Annotated in this window: 16 protein-coding genes; 7 read left to right on the plus strand and 9 right to left on the minus strand. The window is 59.1% G+C overall.

The genetic code is table 11. From position 1 onward, the window contains the following. Positions 1-2 precede the first annotated feature (2 nt). From tssI to IB245_RS17935, 5 genes are all read left to right on the plus strand, one after another. Positions 3-2,069 (plus strand): type VI secretion system tip protein TssI/VgrG, encoded by a 2,067-nt coding sequence (tssI, locus tag IB245_RS17915; RefSeq protein ID WP_192228192.1) that lies wholly within the window; start codon positions 3-5, stop codon positions 2,067-2,069. Between the two features lie 11 nt (positions 2,070-2,080). Then, positions 2,081-2,887, plus strand: coding sequence for a DUF4123 domain-containing protein (locus IB245_RS17920; RefSeq protein WP_192228193.1), 807 nt, complete (start codon positions 2,081-2,083; stop codon positions 2,885-2,887). Positions 2,888-2,916: 29 nt separating this feature from the next. Beyond that, complete coding sequence (locus tag IB245_RS17925; RefSeq protein ID WP_225609911.1) at positions 2,917-3,438, plus strand: DUF3304 domain-containing protein; 522 nt, start codon at positions 2,917-2,919, stop codon at positions 3,436-3,438. 131 nt (positions 3,439-3,569) lie between these two features. Continuing rightward, on the plus strand, positions 3,570-4,052 hold the full coding sequence (locus IB245_RS17930) for a DUF3304 domain-containing protein (protein WP_225609916.1): 483 nt from the start codon (positions 3,570-3,572) through the stop codon (positions 4,050-4,052). After that, a complete protein-coding gene (locus tag IB245_RS17935; protein ID WP_225609912.1) occupies positions 4,037-6,667 on the plus strand; it encodes a T6SS phospholipase effector Tle1-like catalytic domain-containing protein in 2,631 nt (876 codons plus the stop codon). The genes IB245_RS17930 and IB245_RS17935 overlap by 16 nt, the downstream gene beginning before the upstream one ends. Positions 6,668-6,857: 190 nt before the next feature. Here IB245_RS17935 and IB245_RS17940 read toward each other — a convergent pair whose 3' ends face one another. After that, positions 6,858-7,241 (minus strand): DUF6124 family protein, encoded by a 384-nt coding sequence (locus IB245_RS17940; protein ID WP_192228195.1) that lies wholly within the window; start codon positions 7,239-7,241, stop codon positions 6,858-6,860. A gap of 487 nt (positions 7,242-7,728) precedes the next feature. On the opposite strand from IB245_RS17940, the gene IB245_RS17945 reads away from it, so the two are divergent. Then, complete coding sequence (locus IB245_RS17945) at positions 7,729-8,118, plus strand: hypothetical protein (protein ID WP_008038063.1); 390 nt, start codon at positions 7,729-7,731, stop codon at positions 8,116-8,118. 98 nt (positions 8,119-8,216) lie between these two features. On the opposite strand, the gene IB245_RS17950 is transcribed toward IB245_RS17945, so the two are convergent. The 6 genes from IB245_RS17950 to exbB all read right to left on the minus strand — a co-directional run bounded on the left by IB245_RS17950 (position 8,217) and on the right by exbB (position 15,126). Then, positions 8,217-9,617 carry an aminoacyl-tRNA deacylase and HDOD domain-containing protein gene (locus tag IB245_RS17950; protein WP_008030618.1) on the minus strand — a complete coding sequence of 467 codons (1,401 nt, stop codon included), beginning with the start codon at positions 9,615-9,617 and terminating at the stop codon, positions 8,217-8,219. Between the two features lie 78 nt (positions 9,618-9,695). Next, the gene (gene recG, locus IB245_RS17955) at positions 9,696-11,771 is read right to left on the minus strand and encodes an ATP-dependent DNA helicase RecG (RefSeq protein ID WP_008038062.1); all 2,076 of its coding nucleotides are present in this window, start codon (positions 11,769-11,771) and stop codon (positions 9,696-9,698) included. Positions 11,772-11,780: 9 nt separating this feature from the next. After that, positions 11,781-12,710: a hydrogen peroxide-inducible genes activator gene (locus tag IB245_RS17960; RefSeq protein WP_008030615.1), complete on the minus strand. Its 930-nt coding sequence runs from the start codon at positions 12,708-12,710 to the stop codon at positions 11,781-11,783. A gap of 269 nt (positions 12,711-12,979) precedes the next feature. Beyond that, a complete protein-coding gene (locus IB245_RS17965; RefSeq protein ID WP_008038061.1) occupies positions 12,980-13,726 on the minus strand; it encodes an energy transducer TonB in 747 nt (248 codons plus the stop codon). After that, entirely contained in the window at positions 13,723-14,151 is a 429-nt protein-coding gene (exbD, locus tag IB245_RS17970; RefSeq protein WP_008030611.1) for a TonB system transport protein ExbD, read from the minus strand. Before exbD ends, IB245_RS17965 begins: the two co-directional genes overlap by 4 nt. Positions 14,152-14,157: 6 nt before the next feature. Then, positions 14,158-15,126, minus strand: coding sequence for a tonB-system energizer ExbB (gene exbB / locus IB245_RS17975; protein ID WP_192228196.1), 969 nt, complete (start codon positions 15,124-15,126; stop codon positions 14,158-14,160). Between the two features lie 188 nt (positions 15,127-15,314). On the opposite strand from exbB, the gene IB245_RS17980 reads away from it, so the two are divergent. After that, on the plus strand, positions 15,315-16,172 hold the full coding sequence (locus IB245_RS17980; RefSeq protein ID WP_192228197.1) for an SDR family oxidoreductase: 858 nt from the start codon (positions 15,315-15,317) through the stop codon (positions 16,170-16,172). Positions 16,173-16,308: 136 nt separating this feature from the next. On the opposite strand, the gene IB245_RS17985 is transcribed toward IB245_RS17980, so the two are convergent. Both IB245_RS17985 and IB245_RS17990 read right to left on the minus strand, forming a co-directional pair. Further along, complete coding sequence (locus IB245_RS17985; protein WP_192228198.1) at positions 16,309-17,049, minus strand: hypothetical protein; 741 nt, start codon at positions 17,047-17,049, stop codon at positions 16,309-16,311. A 70-nt stretch (positions 17,050-17,119) separates the two neighbouring features. Then, entirely contained in the window at positions 17,120-17,500 is a 381-nt protein-coding gene (locus tag IB245_RS17990; RefSeq protein WP_003229509.1) for a RidA family protein, read from the minus strand. Positions 17,501-17,502: the final 2 nt, after the last annotated feature.

Consider the following 17,502-nt stretch of genomic DNA (forward strand, 5'->3'; position numbering starts at 1 on the left):
CAATGTTCAACCCAGCTAACGAAACGCACTTCAGCCTGACTGTCGAAGACTACGTCGGCGACCTGCAAGTGCTGTCGTTCACCGGCACCGAAGGCATCAGCCAGCCGTATCGCTTCGACCTCGAACTGGTCAGCGAAAACCCCGATCTGGACCTGGAAAAACTCCTGCACAAGCAAGCGTTCCTCGCGTTTGATCCGCAGGGTTCCGGCATCCACGGCCAGATCTACCGCGTTGCCCAAGGCGATGCCGGCAAGCGCCTGACCCGCTACAAAGTCTCCCTGGTGCCGCACCTGCAATACCTGCATCACCGCACCAACCAGCGCATCTACCAGCAGATGTCCGCGCCGAAAATCATCGCGCTGATCCTCGAAGAACACGGTATCAAGGGCAACGCCTACAACTTCCAGCTCAGCCAGCCATGCCCGGACCGTGACTACTGCGTGCAGTACGACGAAACCGACCTGCACTTCGTCCAGCGCCTGTGCGAAGAAGAAGGCATTCACTACCACTTCCAGCACAGCGAAAAAGCTCACCTGCTGGTGTTCGGCGACGACCAGACCGTATTCCCCAAACTCGGCCAGCCAACCGCGTACGTGCAAGGCAGCGGCATGGTCGCCGACGAACCGGTGATCAAAGGCTTCAAACTGCGCCTGGAAACCCGCACCAGTCGCACCACGCGCCGCGACTACGACTTCGAAAAACCACGCCTGCAACTCGAAGCTGCCTACAAGCCCGATGTTCAGAGTGACGAGCCAGACCTCGAAGATTACGACTACCCCGGCCGCTTCCTCGACCGCGCGCGCGGCAAATTCCTCAGCCAGCGCATCCTCGAACGCCACCGCGCCGACTACCAGCAAGCCGAAGGTCACGGTGATCAAACCCGCTTGATCAGCGGCCACTTCCTGGAAATGTCCGACCACCCACGCACCGAGTGGAACGACCTCTGGCTGCTCACCGAAATCGTCCACGAAGGCAAACAGCCGCAAGTCCTCGAAGAGTCCGTGACCAGCGACACCACCGACAACAAAGACGACTTCCACCAGGGCTACCGCAACCGCTTCCTCGCCACCCCATGGGCCGTGTTCTACCGCCCGGCGCTGGAACACCCCAAGCCCCGCGTACTCGGCAGCCAGACCGCCAAAGTCACCGGCCCCGCTGGCGAAGAAATCCACTGCGACCAATACGGCCGCATCAAAGTGCAATTCCACTGGGACCGCGAAGGCCAGGCCGACGACAAAACCAGCTGCTGGATGCGCGTCTCCTCAAGCTGGGCCGGCGACCGCTACGGCGCAATCGTCATCCCGCGCATCGGCATGGAAGTGCTCGTCACCTTCCTCGAAGGCGACCCCGACCAACCGTTGGTGACTGGTTGCCTGTACCACAAGGAAAACCAGGTTCCCTACGACCTGCCCGCCAACAAAACCCGCACGGTGTTCAAAACCCTCAGCTCACCGGGTGGTGGCGGGTACAACGAACTGCGGATAGAAGACAAAAAAGGCGCGGAGCAAATCTTCATCCATGCCCAGCGGGATTGGGATGAAAACATCGAGCACGACCAGAAGATTCGCGTCGGGAATGAACGGCACGACACGGTGGTGAAGAACACCTACACCGAGCTGAAGGCTGAAGAGCATCGCACCACGATTGCTGATCGCAAGGTTGAGACGCGGGTGGATGATCACCTGACGGTTGGGCAGAACCAGCATGTCAAACTCGGCACCGCGCAACTGACCAGCGCCGGGAAAGAGATACACCTGAAGGCTGGGGCGAAGATTGTTATCGAGGCCGGCTCGGAACTGACCATCAAGGGCGGTGGCAGCTTCATCAAACTGGATGCCGGCGGCGTGACCGTGGTCGGACCGATCGTGAAGATCAATGCCGGCGGCTCGGCAGGCTCGGGGACCGGGATCGGCATCAAACCGCCGATACTGCCGGGCGCAGCGGACAAGGACATCGCCGGCGCAGTGCCGCCTCAGGCTTTCGGCAACGCACCGATGGCGCCGCCCCCGGTTTGCAAGGAATGCCTGGCCCGGGCCAAACGTAACGCCCAGGCCCTGGCCGCACGATAAAGGACGACTTCATGTACACAAGCAACGTGCACTGGCTGGATGAGTTATGGGTCAACGCCCTGCAACTGAAACAGTCGCACCTCGACCTGTTGATCGACGCCACCAGCCTCGACTACCCGCTGCTGCAAGAACTGGCGGAGCAGCCCGACGGGCCAAAACTGTCCAAGCTGTTTGAAAACACCCCGGAAGTCGCCATCGCCGATTTCGGCCCGCTGCTGCTGCGCGTCGACTCGGCCCAACGCGCCTGGATGAAAACCTTCATCAGCGCCGTCGACTGCAACAAACACGTCGTCGCCCTGTTCAGCCCTTGGGCGTTCGATGCGCTGGCCGAACACCTGCGCGGCTACACCCAGGCAAAATGGAACCAGGGCCGCTCCGAAGGCGTGCTGCGCTACTACGATCCGCGCATGCTGCTGCCCGTCGCGGAAACCCTGACCCCGGTACAAAGCAACGCCTTCCACGCCGCCGTCATCTCCTGGCACTGGCTCGACCGCGACCAACACCCACAAAGCCTGCCCGGCAACTACGTCCGCCACGCCCCCACACCGGCCAACGGCCCCGTCATGTTCGACCACCCACAAGTCGCCAATCTGCTCGCCTGGACCGAAGCCGACGCCTACCGCGTCGACCGCTGCGCCGTGCCGCAAAACTACGGCTTGAGCCGTAATGAGGGGCTTATTCGCCATTTGTATCGCAGCCAGATCGCGGCGAATCAGAAGGGGTTGAAGGAACCGGAAGAGCGGGAACCGTTTATTGAACAGTGGCTGGTGGAGAATTCGCCGTTTGTGATTGATGAGCCGCCGAAGGCGTTGATTTGATGGAGGGGCTTGCTCGTGGGCTGGGGGGGATGAGTTCTTCCTGGCGGGTTCGTGGGTGGGTGTTAGGGGGTGTGGTGATGTTGAGTGGTTGCAGCAGTGCTCCATCGAAAATGCTGGCGGCACCGGTGACTGGATACAACCATACTTCTTCTGCCATCAATCGCTTTACTGTGAATGGTGCAAGTGGTGCAAACGTAGGGCCTCATCAGGGCGGTGGTAGCGAAGTTTGTTGTGGGGCTGTGCCAAGAGCATGGACTCCAGGTTTGAGAGCTATTGTTGAATGGGAGAAAGACCCTAATGCAAGACCTTCTGCCAAATGGCCACCAATTGGTACGGACGCTTACCGTGCAGAATATAAAAAGCATGCGGTGCAATATACCCAGCATTCAGTAACTGTCGATATTCCAAAATACGAAACGGCGGGTGCTTTGAAGGTGCATTTTCTTCCATGTGATCAAGTTCGCGTGTCAGCTGACAACATTAAACGCGGAGATCCAGCCTATCCGTATAACTTTTCAATGAATATGGAGGAGCCTAAGGTATGTCAATAATGAATGATGTAGTTAAAGAAGTACGCTTGTTTGCGACTGCTATGCAAGACGTTTTTGTGCGGAAACTTCGCTTGGGGCTAAGAAGAATCAGTTCCAATATTGTGGCGCGATCATTAGTTCTTGTATTCAGCATGTTCGGTGTAAGCGCTTGCAATGCTGGCCCTGAAATGGTGTCTGCACCGATTACTGGTTATAACCACACCTCCGCGGAAATTATACGGTTTAGTATTAATGGTGCGGGTGGTCCCCGGATTCCACCAAATGCTGGTGGAGGAGCTGAAGTTTGCTGTGGCGCACTCCCTCTTCAGTGGAATCCGGGAGTTAGAGCAATCATTGAGTGGGACAAAGACCCAAATCCATACGGCCCCATTAAGCGTGACCAATACGGACAAATTCTAAAAGAGGCATTGGTTCGTCACTCCGCTGGTTATTCTCACCATACAGCAACGGTTGAAATTCCGAAGTATGCCGAGCAACTTTGTGCCTTGCAAGTTCACTTCCTACCCTGCGATCAAGTAAAAGTATCCACGACTTGTTTTACTCCAGAAAACCCAAATTATCCAGACAAGGCGTACTTTAAAGTTAAGGAGCCGGCCACATGTTCGAATCATTAATGGGGCCGGACGCCCCTTCGCCGGATAGTGCGTTAGTTGCTCCGAGTTTTCCTCTTGCGCGTCGACTGCCAAATGATCCAGGTCAGCTAACCAAGAATATACAATTGCAAAAAAAAGACGAGCGTGCATTTGGTAGTCAGCAACGTAAGCTCATTCAAGCCAAGGGGGGAGCGGATAGTGGTACGCCCTGCTGTAAAACGCTGCATATCACATTAGCTTTCGATGGTACCAATAACAACGATCAGGCGGACGGAGCGTCAACACCTAATTCACGGAGTAACATTGCGCGTCTTTTTCATGCCAGTTTGGGGGCACTGCCCGATATGGTACGAGAAGGGTTTGTGAAATATTACTGTCCTGGGGTTGGTACGGTATTTCCGGATGTTGAAGAGTTTGTCCCTGATAACAGTGGATTAGTTGGTGCGAGTGGTGGCGAAAATCGTATTAATTGGGCACTTACGAGATTGCTTGATGCGTTAAAGCAAAGTGTGGGAGATGGGAGGCTGCCGATCGATATAACCAAACGAATGCTAAAAGACATGGCGACGAATGGTTACGCAAATACCTTCGGCTTAGGTTTATTCGAAAGCGGAGAAAAGAAACGCGAAACAACGTTGCGAAAACCAATTCAGGATCTTCAGGATAAACTGAAAAAGCGAGATGACTCTGGAGAGAAACCGCATATTTTAGCTATGCGACTTTATGTTTACGGGTTTTCCCGAGGGGCTGCTGAAGCCCGAACTTTTGTCAATTGGTTACAGACGCTCGTTCGTTGCGAAAATGAAAACGGTGCCGTTGAGTACCGATTTGCGGGACTACCAATATCGATCAACTTTCTAGGTGTTTTTGACACCGTCGCCGCAGTTGGACTTGCCGACAGTGTTCCATTTGCAGCAGGGCATATGGACTGGGCTGATGGCACTATGCGCCTTCCCGACGAAGCAGAATCCCTTTCTCAGAGCACAGCGCTACCTGATGATTGTACTTATCTAAAACGCTGCGTTCATTTGGTTTCTGGCCATGAGCAGCGAGCAAGCTTTCCATTGGATTCAATACGCCGCCGCCCAAAATCAGCAGACGGCAGTCGTGATAAAAGTAAAGCTTCAAGTTATCGACAAGGAACAGTTGAGTACATATATCCTGGGGTTCATTCGGACGTAGGTGGCGGGTACTCTCCAAATGACCAAGGGAAGGCAACCGCTGGGTCAGACCATGTCTTATCCCAAATTGCTTTGCAGCACATGTACGCCGAAGCGTTCATGGCGGGCGCTCCACTGCTAGTTCCAGGGCCCGCGGTGCAAGAAGGGGTTCATGACCAATGGAGAATGATGGCAACAGAACTTGAGGGTGAGTTTTTAATCTCCGAAACGCTCATCAAACGCTTCAACGCATGGCAAGCACAAGGCCAAAGTGGTCCGCTAGAGGACATGATGAAACGTGAGCACGCTCTGATCACTGGATGGCGAATTGATCGGTATGCTGGCGGTGTAGAAAAACAATCATTTTTTAAAAATGCCGCTCCGGATATGCCACAGGCCAAGATTGATGCTTGGGAGGACCTGGAAAAGCGCCACAACGCTGAAACTACTGCGGCTGCACAGGGCAAGCCAGCGCCAACATACACAGAGGAACAGGAAAAAGAGCACCAGCTGAATATTCAAATTGTCGGCAAGGACAAGTATGAAAATGCGCGCTGGGAAAAAGTGTTCGAACCACCGCTAGACCACCGGCAGTTGCTCGGCGCCGCAGCGGAATTCCGTCATGACTATCGAAGAGAGTGGGGCTTGGTCGGTGACGGTCATACGAGTGTGGCTGTGATCGATATGTTGCTTGGCGGTACGGTGTATCTGATCAACGAAGAAGACGAAGCCGAGGAGTATGCGTACCTTTACAAAGAAGGGACGGCTCGTTACGAAAAAATGTTCAGTTCACCGAACAAACCGAGAACAGGTCAGGAAGACCTCGTAGCGCTCTTTGATGATCAGGTTCACGACTCTCGTGCTTGGTTTATGAACACTTCCGGGATTGTGCCCCGCGAACCGTTTACGGACTACTTCCGAATTCGTCTGGTGCATTTCGATAATGAGTCGAACAAGCAATTGTCTCTGCTAGCCACAGCGGGTCGAGTGATTGGACTGGGTATTGCTGTTGCCAGTGTCGGCCTGAGCATCAAGAAAAAAGACCCTCGCATGCTGTTGGGGCTCTTTTTGCCGTCGTTAGCACTTCCAGTGCTCAGCGGCAAAGTAGGTGTGGGTATTTCGGAGTTGCCGCAAATCAGTGCCTTCGATCCGCTGACCGGGATTGCACTGCCAATGCTGGATAGCCTCGACTCGTTACGAACGTTCACTAAAGAGCCGGGAGACTTGGTGGCAAAAGTCGCAGCCTTGCCACCGCTGAAACCATTGACCGAAGCCACCGCGAACACCCCGGCGCTGCAGAAAATCCTGGTAGCCCATCAGGCGCTTGAAGCAGTCGAAGCTGCTCGCAAGAAAGACGTGGGTGCATTGGCCGGTATGCTGGCGAATTCGGCGAACGAAGAGGACAAGCCCGGTGGCTGGCTCGACTTGGTGGCTGATCAGGCCAGTAACTTGAAGTCGTCTGAAAAGAACGTGTAGCTGTACAAAGATAAGGGCGGCTCTGGTGAGCCGCCCTTTTAGTTTGGTTCCCAATTACCCTGGCAAAGCCTATTTTGAAGTGAAGTAACCAAAGGTCTGCCCGGGTTCCTGAGCCAGAAAAGAACACGGCCCCGATTGTTGGCAACATCAATCGGGGCCGTTTTTGTTTGCTTGGTTAGCCAGTTCAGCTTCACGCCTTGGCGCGATGCTCTTCCGGGGTCGACGAATCAATGTGGTCCAGCGCTCGCTCCACCAACAGATGCACGCCGTCCGCCATTCTGCTGAGGGCCAGGGCGACTGAGCGGCGGGAGCCTTCTACACCGTCGGCCAGGTCGGCGGCGATGGCGCTGATGGACAGCAGGTCTTCGGAGGCATTGGCCAGGAGGGTTTCGGTGTGGAGGTCGGGAGCAACGATGAAGAGCGCACCCTTGCGGGATTTCGATGGTTTATCCGGTGCTGTGCCGAAGTGATGGTCGAGGGCGCGCTCGGCGGCTTCGTGGAGTTTTTTGGAATCCAAGGATTCGTAGGGGGAGGTTGCTTCGTGTTCTGGAGGATTGGGTGTTGGCTTGATCATGGATGCAGCTCCTGGAATTAAGAGACCGACACCGTTTCGCTTTGCACTTCGAAAGAGGTGGCAGCTGTGCGTTGGTGTGCAAGACCGATCCAGGAACCGGCAGACCCGAAGATCTCCGACGCACAGCCGCCATAACGACCCGCGAGCATAGGAAAACACTCGACGAATAGCCATAAGCAATTGCGCACCTGGGTTCGGACTTGCACGTCCGTATCACCGATTTTGCGGCGATGGAGAGAGACTATCGGTGAAGCCTATCCCTGCCTAGTTCATGAACAACGCCGCATGTTGAAGGAAATATCCGATAGCCCCGAGCGTAGAAAGACCAAAAAACCTCGGCTTTTAAACAACTGCGTTTCGTCAATGACTTGGTAGTCATCAGCGTCAAAAACTACGGCATCTTCTTCTAACACTGCACAATAGTGGCGTTCTCGCTCGAAGCCGCTACACTGCGCCGGCCGTTCATTTTTCTCTTGAGGCTGTGCGCATGAAATTTCGTTTTCTTCTGTGGATGCTGGGTTTGTTGATGGGTAAGGCCAGTCGGACTAATCCTGCGTTTCAGCAGCAGTTGGGTGACAAGGAATTGGTGTTCCAGCTACAGACCCTGGACGGGAAAGTGGCGCGGCATTTCTTTGTGAAGGATCAGCGCATTACCAGTAAGTCGGGCGTGTATGCCGAGCCGGCGTTTGCGATTGCGTTTAAAGATGCGGCGTATGGCTTTGCCACGATGCAGGCGAAGAACAAGCAGTTGGCGTTTATGACGGGGATTCAGGACAAGTCGATTCAGATCAAGGGCAACCCGGCGTTGGTGATCTGGTTTCAGGGGTTGACCAAGTATTTGAAGCCGCGCAAGGCGAAGGCTGCCGCTAAGGTTTGAGGTGGTCAGTTAGACCGAGTTGGATTCTTCGCGGGCAAGCCTCGCTCCTACAGGGTTTTGGTGATCCCTTGTAGGAGCGAGGCTTGCCCGCGAAGCTTTTAGGCTTGGGTGAATTGCGAGGCGAGTTCGCGCAGCAGGACTTCGGCTTCGAGGACTTTACTGACGACGTCGTTGGCTTTGTCGCGGGTCAGGCCGACGCGTTCCAGCAGGGCGTCGGGGATGTCTTCATCCGGGCCGGAGCCGATGCCGCGGCTACGCAGCAGGCGCACGGACAGGCACACGAGGTTTGGATATTCAGCGTAGGCGCCGTCGTAGCTTGGGTCGTGCTGGAAGCGCAGCGCGGTGGCCAACTCATCGGGCATGTCCCAGTAGCGCATCAGCCATGAGCCGATCTGTTCGCGGCTGATGCCGAGCAGGTGTTGCTCGACGTAGCTGTGGCACAGGTGCGGGTTGACCTCCAGGTGGCGGCAGATCAGCGAGAAGTGCGGCGGGAACACGTGGGCCAGCAGCAAGTAGCCGAAGTTGTGCAGCAGGCCGGCGAGGTAGGTCAGGCCGGCTTCCGGGCGCTGGGCGCGCGGCATGGCGCGGGTCAGGCCTTCGATGACGGCGGCGGTGTAGATCGATTGCTGCCAGTACGGCGTGGTGTGTTGCGGGTGGTCTTTGGGCAGGCTGAGGGTTTTGCCCAGGGCCAGGCCCAGTGCCAGGTTGATCACCAGGTCGAAACCCAGCACGCGGACGATGGCGTCTTCAACTGAACGAATCTTACCCGGCGAGGCGTAGTACGGCGACGCCGCCCAGCTCACGACTTGTGCGGCCAGGGCCGGGTCGGTTTCGACCACGCCGGTGATGTCGTCGATGGTGGCGTTGGGGTCGACGCGCAGTTTGATGATTTTCTGGGCGGTCTCGGCCAGCGGCGGAATTTCGATGGTGGCTTCCAGGCGTTGCTGGATGCGTCGCGCGGTGAACGCTTGAACGGCCTGGGTGATTTCCTCGCGGTCATCGTCGGGGCGGTCGAGGTTCGGGCGGATGCTGCTCACGTTCTCGCCAAAGTTGGCGGCGCTGGCCTTGGTCAGCATGGTCTTGAAGGCTTCGCTGGTGATTTCCAGCAGCACGCCCGGCTCGCCCGAGTTGATCAGCAACTTCGGTTCGCGCAGCAGGCTTTCTTCGTACAGGCAGGGCGAGCTGGTCAGCGCCGGCAGGCCGGGCAGCAGGCTCAGGTTGTGTTTGCCGAGCATCTTTTCCAGGCGCTCGGTCGACACGGCGGCGAGGCGGCGGCCGGTCAGTTCGGCGAGGCGGTTGAGGTCGAGCAACTGGCTTTGCGGGAACAGCACCATCAGCGCGCCCACGGCGTCGTCGAGCAACACCGCTTGCACTTTGCGCGAGGCGTTCAGGCCGTGGTGGTCGAGGACTTCTTCGTAGGCGATGCCCAGTTTGGCGAGCAGCAGCCGAATAACAGACGGAGCGTGCGGGGTTTCGGGGACGAGGGCAGCTTCAGTCATGGTCTGTATCCGTATTCAAACAATTGCAGGAGTATAACCAGCTTGTTTAAGGGCAGGGTCCAGAAACTGCGACGGTGCTCACACTTGGCCGTATTGCTGCCCGTGGCGCAGCCAGCGGTCGAGCAGCGGGCTGACGTGATCCGGCCAGCGCTCCAGCAATGCCTGGGCGGCATCGCGCACGGCGGGTAGCAGATCGGCGTCACGCATCAGGTCCGCGACCTTGAATTGCAGCAGACCGGTCTGCCGCGTGCCGAGCATTTCGCCGGGGCCGCGCAGTTCCAGGTCTTTCTCGGCGATGACAAAACCGTCGTTGGTTTCGCGCATGATGCCCAGGCGCTGACGGCCGATCTGTGACAGCGGGGGATGGTAGAGCAGCACGCAATGGCTGGCGGCGCTGCCTCGACCGACGCGGCCACGCAATTGGTGCAACTGCGCGAGGCCGAGGCGTTCGGGGTTTTCGATGATCATCAGGCTGGCGTTCGGCACGTCGACGCCGACTTCGATCACGGTGGTGGCGACCAGCAGTTGCAGGTTGCCGGCCTTGAATTCGGCCATCACGGCGGCTTTTTCCACGGGCTTCATGCGGCCGTGAATCAACCCGACCTTCAACTCGCCGAGGGCGGCGGTGAGGTCCTCAAAGGTGGTTTCCGCCGCTTGGCAGGTCAGCTCTTCCGACTCTTCGATCAGCGTGCACACCCAATAGGCCTGACGCCCTTCGGCGCAGGCACCGCGCACCCGCTCGATGACTTCGACGCGCCGGGTGTCGGTGACCAACACGGTGTTGACCGGGGTTCGGCCGGGCGGCAGTTCGTCGAGGATCGAGGTGTCGAGGTCGGCGTAGGCGCTCATCGCCAGTGTGCGTGGGATCGGCGTGGCGGTCATGATTAGTTGATGCGGGCACATGCGCCCGCCGACGCCTTTCTGCCGCAGCGCCAGGCGCTGTTGCACGCCAAAGCGGTGCTGTTCGTCGATGATCACCAGCGCGAGGTTCTTGAACTGCACTTCGTCCTGGAACAGCGCGTGGGTGCCGACCACCATCGGCGTGCCGCTGGCGATCTGCTCCAGCGCGGCCACGCGGTTCTTGCCTTTGAGCTTGCCGGCCAGCCACGCGACTTCAATGCCCAGCGGTTCGAGCCAGCGCTTGAAGGTGATGAAGTGCTGCTCGGCGAGAATCTCGGTCGGCGCCATCAACGCCACTTGGTAACCGGCTTCCAGCGCTTGCAGCGCGGCAAGGGCGGCGACCACGGTTTTGCCCGCGCCGACGTCGCCCTGAATCAAGCGCAGCATCGGTTCGTGCTGGCTGAGGTCGTAGGCGATTTCGTTGCCGACGCGTTGTTGGGCGCCGGTTGGATTGAAGCCGAGATTGGCCAGGTATTGGGCCGGCAATCGGGTGGCTTTCGGCATCGCCGGCGCGCGCAGGGAACGCATGCTTTCGCGCAGACGCTGCTGGGACAGTTGATGGGTCAGCAGTTCTTCAAAGGCCAGACGATGCTGCGCCCAATGATGGCCGAGGGCGAGTTCGTCGACGTCGGCATCGGCCGGCGGGTGATGCAGGTAACGAATCGCGTCGGCCAGCGGCGCCAGTTGATAGTCCCGCGCCAGTTCGTTCGGCAACCAATCCGGCAGGCTGGTCGGGCCGAGCATCGTCAGGGTTTGCATGCAGAGCTGGCGCAAGCGTTGCTGGGTCAGGCCTTCGGTGAGCGGGTACACCGGCGTCAGGGTTTCATCCACGGGCGGCGGCTCGTCGCCGGTGAGGGCGCGGTATTCCGGGTGGTAGATCTCCAGCCCCGACGCACCGGGCCGCGCTTCGCCGTAGCAGCGAATCCGCGTGCCGCGTTTGAGGCCTTCTTTCTGGGCGTTGCTGAAATGGTAGAAGCGCAGGCTGAGCCCGCCGGTGCCGTCCTGCAAGCGCACGACCAGGCTACGGCGCCGGCCCATGACCACATCGGCGCCGCTGACGGTGCCTTCGATCACGGCATCCTGTCCCGGTCGCAGGTGGCCGATCGGGACTACGCGAGTGCGGTCCTGATAACGCAGCGGTAGGTGAAACAGCACGTCCTGGAGATTCTCCAGGCCGACCTTGGCCAGTTTCTCGGCCATGGCCTCGCCGACACCCTTGAGTGCCGTGACCGACACTTGCGACAACTCGGTCATGACAGCAACTTAAGCCGCAGCCACCGGCGCGGGCGGCTTGGCCACCGAGCACAGGCGAATGGAGTCAGCGAGGATCTCAATGGCCTTCGGACGCGGGAAGCTCGCGCGCCAGGCGATGGCCACGGTGCGGAACGGCACCGGTGCGGTCAGTGGGCGCACTTCGATCACGCCGGGGGCGTAGTGATGGCTGTCCACGGCCGACAGCGGCAGGATCGAAATCCCGAGCCCCGAGGCGACCATGTGGCGAATGGTTTCCAGCGAGCTGGATTCCACCGTGGTGTGCTTGGCGCCGTCGTTGCCTTTGGTCAGCGTCGGGCAGGCTTCCAGCACTTGATCACGGAAGCAGTGGCCCTCGCCGAGCAGCAGCAGGCTCTTGTCGTTGAGCAGGGCGGCGTCGATGGATTCTTTTTGTGTCCACGGGTGCTGGGCCGGCATCAGGACGTAGAACGGCTCGTCGTAGAGCTGCAGGGTCAGGACGTCGGCTTCGTTGAACGGCAGGGCGATGATGATCGCGTCGAGCTCGCCGTTGCGCAGTTTGTCGCGCAGCACGTGGGTGAAGTTTTCTTCGATGTACAACGGCATCTGCGGGGCGACCCGGTGCAGTTGCGGAATCAGGTGTGGAAACAGGTACGGGCCGACGGTGTAGATGGCGCCGACTTTCAGCGGGGCGGTCAGCTGGTTCTTGCCGGCCTGGGCCAGTTCGCGGATGCCTTGGGCCTGTTCCAGGACTTTTTGGGCCTGGGCCACGATGCCTTCGCCGACCGGGGTCAGGCGCACGGCGCTCTTGCTGCGCTCGAAAATCAGCACACCGAGTTCGTCTTCAAGCTTTTTCACGCCCACCGACAGGGTCGGCTGGCTGACGTGGCAACGCTCGGCCGCGTGGCCGAAGTGCTGCTCTTGGGCGAGGGTAACGATGTAGCGTAATTCTGTAAGAGTCATAGCGAGCGTCCATGAAGTTGCGGGCCAAGCATACCGGCTGCAATCGATAGACGCACGTTATCAGAGAGAGTGTGTCGAGTGACACCGGGTAATGCCGGTTTGCCGCTGGCGGATATGCAAAAGGCACCTTTCGGGTGCCTTTTACAAATCTTGTTACCGCCGCAGAATCTGTAGGAGCGAAGCTTGCTCGCGAAAGCGGTTTGTCATTCACGAATGATTCGTTTGACCTACCGCTTTCGCGAGCAAGCTTCGCTCCTACAGGGTTCTCTTTAGCGGCGGCGTTCCAGCGAGTAAACAAACGGTGCAACAATTTCGATGGAGCCGTTGTTTAGCATGTCGGCCGGTGGCTTGGGCAGCGGTTGGGCACGCTTGATCATTTCCAGGGTGGCCCGGTCCAGGTCGGCGTTGCCGGAGCGGCCCACCAATTCGAACGACAACACGTTACCTTCGCCGTCCACCACGAAGCGCAGACGGTTCAAACCTTCCTTGCCCCGCGCCTGTGCACTGGCCGGGTACTTTTTGTACTTGGCCAGGTGCGCCAGCAGGGTGCCTTGCCAACTGGCCTTGGCCGCTTGCTGCGCAGGTGATGGGCCTGGTGCCGGTTGAGCGGATTTCTCCGTCGGCGCCTGGGTCGGTTGCGCTTCGCTCGGTTTTTCCTCGGACGGTTTTTCCTTCGGCGGCTCCGGCTTTTTCTCCACAGGCTTGGGCGGTTGAGGCTTGGGCTTGGGTTTGACCGGCTTCGGTACGGTGATTTCTGCCTTCGGCACTTCGGCCAGTTTCGGGATCGGCAGTTCTTCCACCGGAGCAGGTGGTTGTGGCGGCGTTATCACCTTCGGCGGTGCCGGAGGAGGTGGTGCCGGAACCGGCGCCAACTCGACCATCATCGCCTGCGGCGGCAGCTCGATAGGTGGGCGCGACGTCCAGTTCAGCGCCAGCGCAATGGCCAGCGCATGGACGCCCAGCACCACGGCCAGGCTACCGCCGTAACGCGTCAGCTTATGGCGCGTCGTGATCATTTCTTCACTGCCGTCTCGAGTCCGACCAGACCGACCTTCAGGTAGCCGGCAGCGCGCAGGTTGTCCATCACGCTCATCAGGTCGCCGTAGTCCACGCCTTTATCGGCCTGGAAGAAGATCGTCGTGTCTTTCTTGCCCTGGGTCTTGGCGTCGAGCGTGGCGCCGAGTGCTTCGGCTTTCACTTCGTCTTCGCCGAGGAACAGGCGCTGGTCAGCCTTGACGCTGAGGAACACCGGTTTCTCTGGCCGCGGCGCCGGCTTGGCGCTGGAGGCAGGCAAGTCGACCTTGATGTCCACGGTGGCCAACGGAGCGGCCACCATGAAGATGATCAACAGCACCAGCATCACGTCGATGAACGGCGTGACGTTGATTTCGTGGTTCTCGGCCAGATCGTCGTCTGCGCCTTCTTTCAAATGCAGGCCCATGGCCGATTACCCCACTTTCACCATGTGCGGTTGCGAGCTGCGCTCAGGCTGGTGGTCGAGGTCGCGGCTGACCAGCAACAGGACTTCTGCCGAGGCGTCGGACACTTGCGCCTTGTAACCGGCGATGGAGCGGGCGAACACGTTGTAGATCACAACGGCTGGAATCGCGGCCACCAGGCCCAGCGCGGTGGCCAACAGGGCTTCGGCGATGCCGGGAGCCACGACGGCGAGGTTGGTGGTTTGGGTTTTGGCGATGCCGATGAAGCTGTTCATGATGCCCCACACGGTGCCGAATAGGCCCACGAACGGCGCGGTGGAGCCGATGGTGGCGAGGACGCCGGTGCCGCTGCTCATGTTGCGACCGCAGGCTGCGACCAGGCGTTCAAGACGGAAGGCGACGCGTTCCTTGATGCCTTCTTTCTCTCGGCTGTTGGTCGACAGGTGCATCTCTTCCAGCGCATCGTGCACCAACAGGTTGGCGAGGGTGCCGGGCTTGGCTGCCGTTACACTGGCTTCCTTGAGGGTGGCCGCTTTCTTCAGGTGGACGATTTCAGTGCGCAGACGACGCTTGGCGCCCATCAGCTCGAAGCCCTTGGCGATCCAGATGGTCCAGGTGATGATCGATGCGATGGCGAGGCCGATCATCACGATTTTCACGATGATGTCGGCGTTCTGGTACATGCCCCACGGCGACAGGTCATGGGCCATGCCCAGGCTGTTGTCGGCTTCGAGGACTTGCGGCGCGTCTTCACCAGCGGCGTCTACGGCCAGGGCCGGATCGGTGGCAACCGGTGCTGCGTGTTCGGCAGAGTGCTCGGCGGGAGCGGGCGCAGTGGCAGCGGCTGGGGTGGCCGGGGCTTGTGCGTCAGCGAAGGCGGCGGTTGGCGCCAGCATCAGGCTGAGCAACAGGGCGGCCACCGCGCTCCAGGCGCGAGGTCGATTGGTTGGCGAAGCGAGGAGTTGATTGCGTGTCATGCTGGCCGGACCTGAGAGGAAAAGACGGTAAATGTTCTTCCAGGCCTCGAAGGCCGAGAACAAAAGTGGCGGGCATTATTGCAAGTAATTCTTGTTAACAGAAGTAATAGAGTATCTTTTTTTCCTTCATTGCTAGCCGCTCGTCCATTGCCGGCGCTAGTCTGTGGCTTTCCGATAGGAGTTTTTTGATGTCCGCGCCCTCTGTTTTGATCGCCGGCTGCGGTGATGTCGGCAGTCGTCTGGCTACACAATTGCTCGCTTGCGGGTGGGAGGTCCATGGCCTGCGCCGTGACGTCTCGCGTCTGCCCGAGGGGGTGATTGGCGTTGCCGGCGACTTGTTCAACAAGGATTGCCCGCAAACCTGGCCGGTCGGTGCGGTGGACTACCTGGTGTATTGCGCGGCAGCCACCGTTCACGATGAAGCCGGTTACCGCGCCGCTTATGTCGAGGGCTTGCAGCATGTGATCGAGTGGCTGGACGACTACGGGCAGGTGCCCAATCGCCTGCTGTTCGTTTCCAGTAGCAGCGTTTACGGCCAGCAGGACGGCGAGTGGGTCGACGAAATGTCGCCGACCATCGCTGCCGGCTATTCAGGCCGACTGATGCTGGAGGCGGAACAAGTGGCACTCAATAGTGGCATTCCGGCAAGCATCGTGCGTTTGACCGGCATCTACGGCCCGGGCCGCGAATGGCTGCTGACGCAGGTTCGTCGCGGATATCGCGTGGCGATTGATCCGCCGTTGTATGGCAATCGGATTCACGTGGATGACGCGGCTGGCTTGTTGGCGTTTCTGCTTGAGGCGGATCGGCGCGGTGTGGCGTTGGATGACGTTTATATCGGCGTCGACGACGCGCCTGCACCGCTGGCCGAAGTGGTGGACTGGTTGCGTGAATATCTGGGCGTGACCGAATGGGCTGACGATGCGAGTGTGCGGCGCACGGGCAGCAAGCAGTGCAGCAATGCGCGGGTGAAGGCCTTGGGTTGGGTGCCGAAGTACCCGAGCTATCGCGAAGGTTATGCCGCCATTCTCGAAGGCCGCTGCTGATTTCGAGGCCCCACATACAACTGTAGGAGCCGGCTTGCTGGCGATAGCGGTGTTTCAGGCAACATTAATGTTGAATGTCACGACGCTATCGCCAGCAAGCCGGCTCCTACAGTTGGTTTTGCGTGGGGCTTGCGGGTTACTGCTTTTCCAGCAACCACTTGCGATCACCCGGCGTGAACTGCGGCATTTCGTCTGCCTGCGCGGTGTTCACAGCCTGGAGGATCTCCAGTTCCTTGCCCTTGCGCGCAAAGATCCAGGTGTTGCCCTGGCCCTTGAGTTGCAACCACATGTTGTCGTTGCCGCCGCTCATCGACGCGCAATCGCCCGCCAGGCACAGCGCGTAGCGATCCGCACCCGGCAAACCGGTTACCTGGCCGTCGGCCTGGAACTGCACGGAGCTGCCTTCGCCAGGACCGCTGACGACTTTCCAGCTGCCGCCCATGTAGGCTGAATACAGCGCACGTTCGAAGCTCGCGCCAATCGGCGCGCCATCCGGCACCGGGATCAGCGCGCGGTCGAAGACCTGTGCGGGTTCGTTGTCGCTGGCGACTTGGGCCAGTTGCTTGCCATCACGCTTCAGCTCGCTGGCGGAACTGCCGTAGAAGTCGACTTTCCATGCGCCGGACGCTTCGCCCAGCAGCTTGCCTTCGACGTTCTCAAAACCGTTGGTGTAGCGGGCCTGACCGGCCTTGGTGTTGACGTCCCATTCCAGGTTCGGACCATAAGCCTGGAGCGCTTCGCGCAGGGGGCCGCCTTTGGACGCAGCATCGATCGCCACCTGATTGATCCAGGTGCCGCTGATGTCGCGGTCGGCAGGGTTGCTGGCACATCCGCCCAAGAACAGGGCGACCAGCGAGACAGCAAGCGCAGTGCGCATGGTGGAATCCTTTCAAAACGCTTTTTATACATACGGCATTGGCGCAGCCTTTCGGGCTGCGCCGAACGCATTACTCGATGACCAGAATGGCATCCATTTCAACCTGCGAACCCTTTGGCAGGGCGGCTACGCCGATGGCGGCGCGGGCTGGGTATGGCTGGTCAAAGTACTTGCCCATGATCTCGTTGACCTTGGCGAAGTGGCTCAGGTCGGTCAGGAAAATGTTTAGTTTGACGATGTCCTTGAACGAACCGCCAGCGGCTTCAGCCACGGCTTTGAGGTTCTCGAACACCTGGACGGTCTGGGCTTCGAAGCCTTCAACCAGTTCCATGGTTTTTGGGTCCAGAGGAATCTGACCCGACATGTAAACGGTGTTGCCAGCCTTGATCGCCTGGGAGTAAGTGCCGATGGCGGCCGGGGCCTTATCGCTGGTGATAACAGTCTTGGTCATGA

Origin of the sequence: Pseudomonas sp. PDM02 (genome assembly GCF_014852285.1) — a bacterium.
In the GTDB taxonomy this organism is placed as follows: Bacteria; Pseudomonadota; Gammaproteobacteria; order Pseudomonadales; family Pseudomonadaceae; genus Aquipseudomonas; species Aquipseudomonas migulae.

Coding starts and splice junctions, on each gene's coding strand:
- exbD (WP_008030611.1), bottom strand. CDS start 14,151: ATGGGCCTGCATTTGAAAGAAGGCGCAGACGACGATCTGGCCGAGAAC.
- IB245_RS17950 (WP_008030618.1), bottom strand. CDS start 9,617: ATGACTGAAGCTGCCCTCGTCCCCGAAACCCCGCACGCTCCGTCTGTT.
- IB245_RS17940 (WP_192228195.1), bottom strand. CDS start 7,241: ATGATCAAGCCAACACCCAATCCTCCAGAACACGAAGCAACCTCCCCC.
- IB245_RS17925 (WP_225609911.1), top strand. CDS start 2,917: ATGAGTTCTTCCTGGCGGGTTCGTGGGTGGGTGTTAGGGGGTGTGGTG.
- tssI (WP_192228192.1), top strand. CDS start 3: ATGTTCAACCCAGCTAACGAAACGCACTTCAGCCTGACTGTCGAAGAC.
- IB245_RS17980 (WP_192228197.1), top strand. CDS start 15,315: ATGTCCGCGCCCTCTGTTTTGATCGCCGGCTGCGGTGATGTCGGCAGT.
- IB245_RS17960 (WP_008030615.1), bottom strand. CDS start 12,710: ATGACTCTTACAGAATTACGCTACATCGTTACCCTCGCCCAAGAGCAG.
- IB245_RS17930 (WP_225609916.1), top strand. CDS start 3,570: ATGTTCGGTGTAAGCGCTTGCAATGCTGGCCCTGAAATGGTGTCTGCA.
- IB245_RS17985 (WP_192228198.1), bottom strand. CDS start 17,049: ATGCGCACTGCGCTTGCTGTCTCGCTGGTCGCCCTGTTCTTGGGCGGA.
- IB245_RS17965 (WP_008038061.1), bottom strand. CDS start 13,726: ATGATCACGACGCGCCATAAGCTGACGCGTTACGGCGGTAGCCTGGCC.
- IB245_RS17990 (WP_003229509.1), bottom strand. CDS start 17,500: ATGACCAAGACTGTTATCACCAGCGATAAGGCCCCGGCCGCCATCGGC.
- IB245_RS17920 (WP_192228193.1), top strand. CDS start 2,081: ATGTACACAAGCAACGTGCACTGGCTGGATGAGTTATGGGTCAACGCC.
- IB245_RS17935 (WP_225609912.1), top strand. CDS start 4,037: ATGTTCGAATCATTAATGGGGCCGGACGCCCCTTCGCCGGATAGTGCG.
- exbB (WP_192228196.1), bottom strand. CDS start 15,126: ATGACACGCAATCAACTCCTCGCTTCGCCAACCAATCGACCTCGCGCC.
- IB245_RS17945 (WP_008038063.1), top strand. CDS start 7,729: ATGAAATTTCGTTTTCTTCTGTGGATGCTGGGTTTGTTGATGGGTAAG.
- recG (WP_008038062.1), bottom strand. CDS start 11,771: ATGACCGAGTTGTCGCAAGTGTCGGTCACGGCACTCAAGGGTGTCGGC.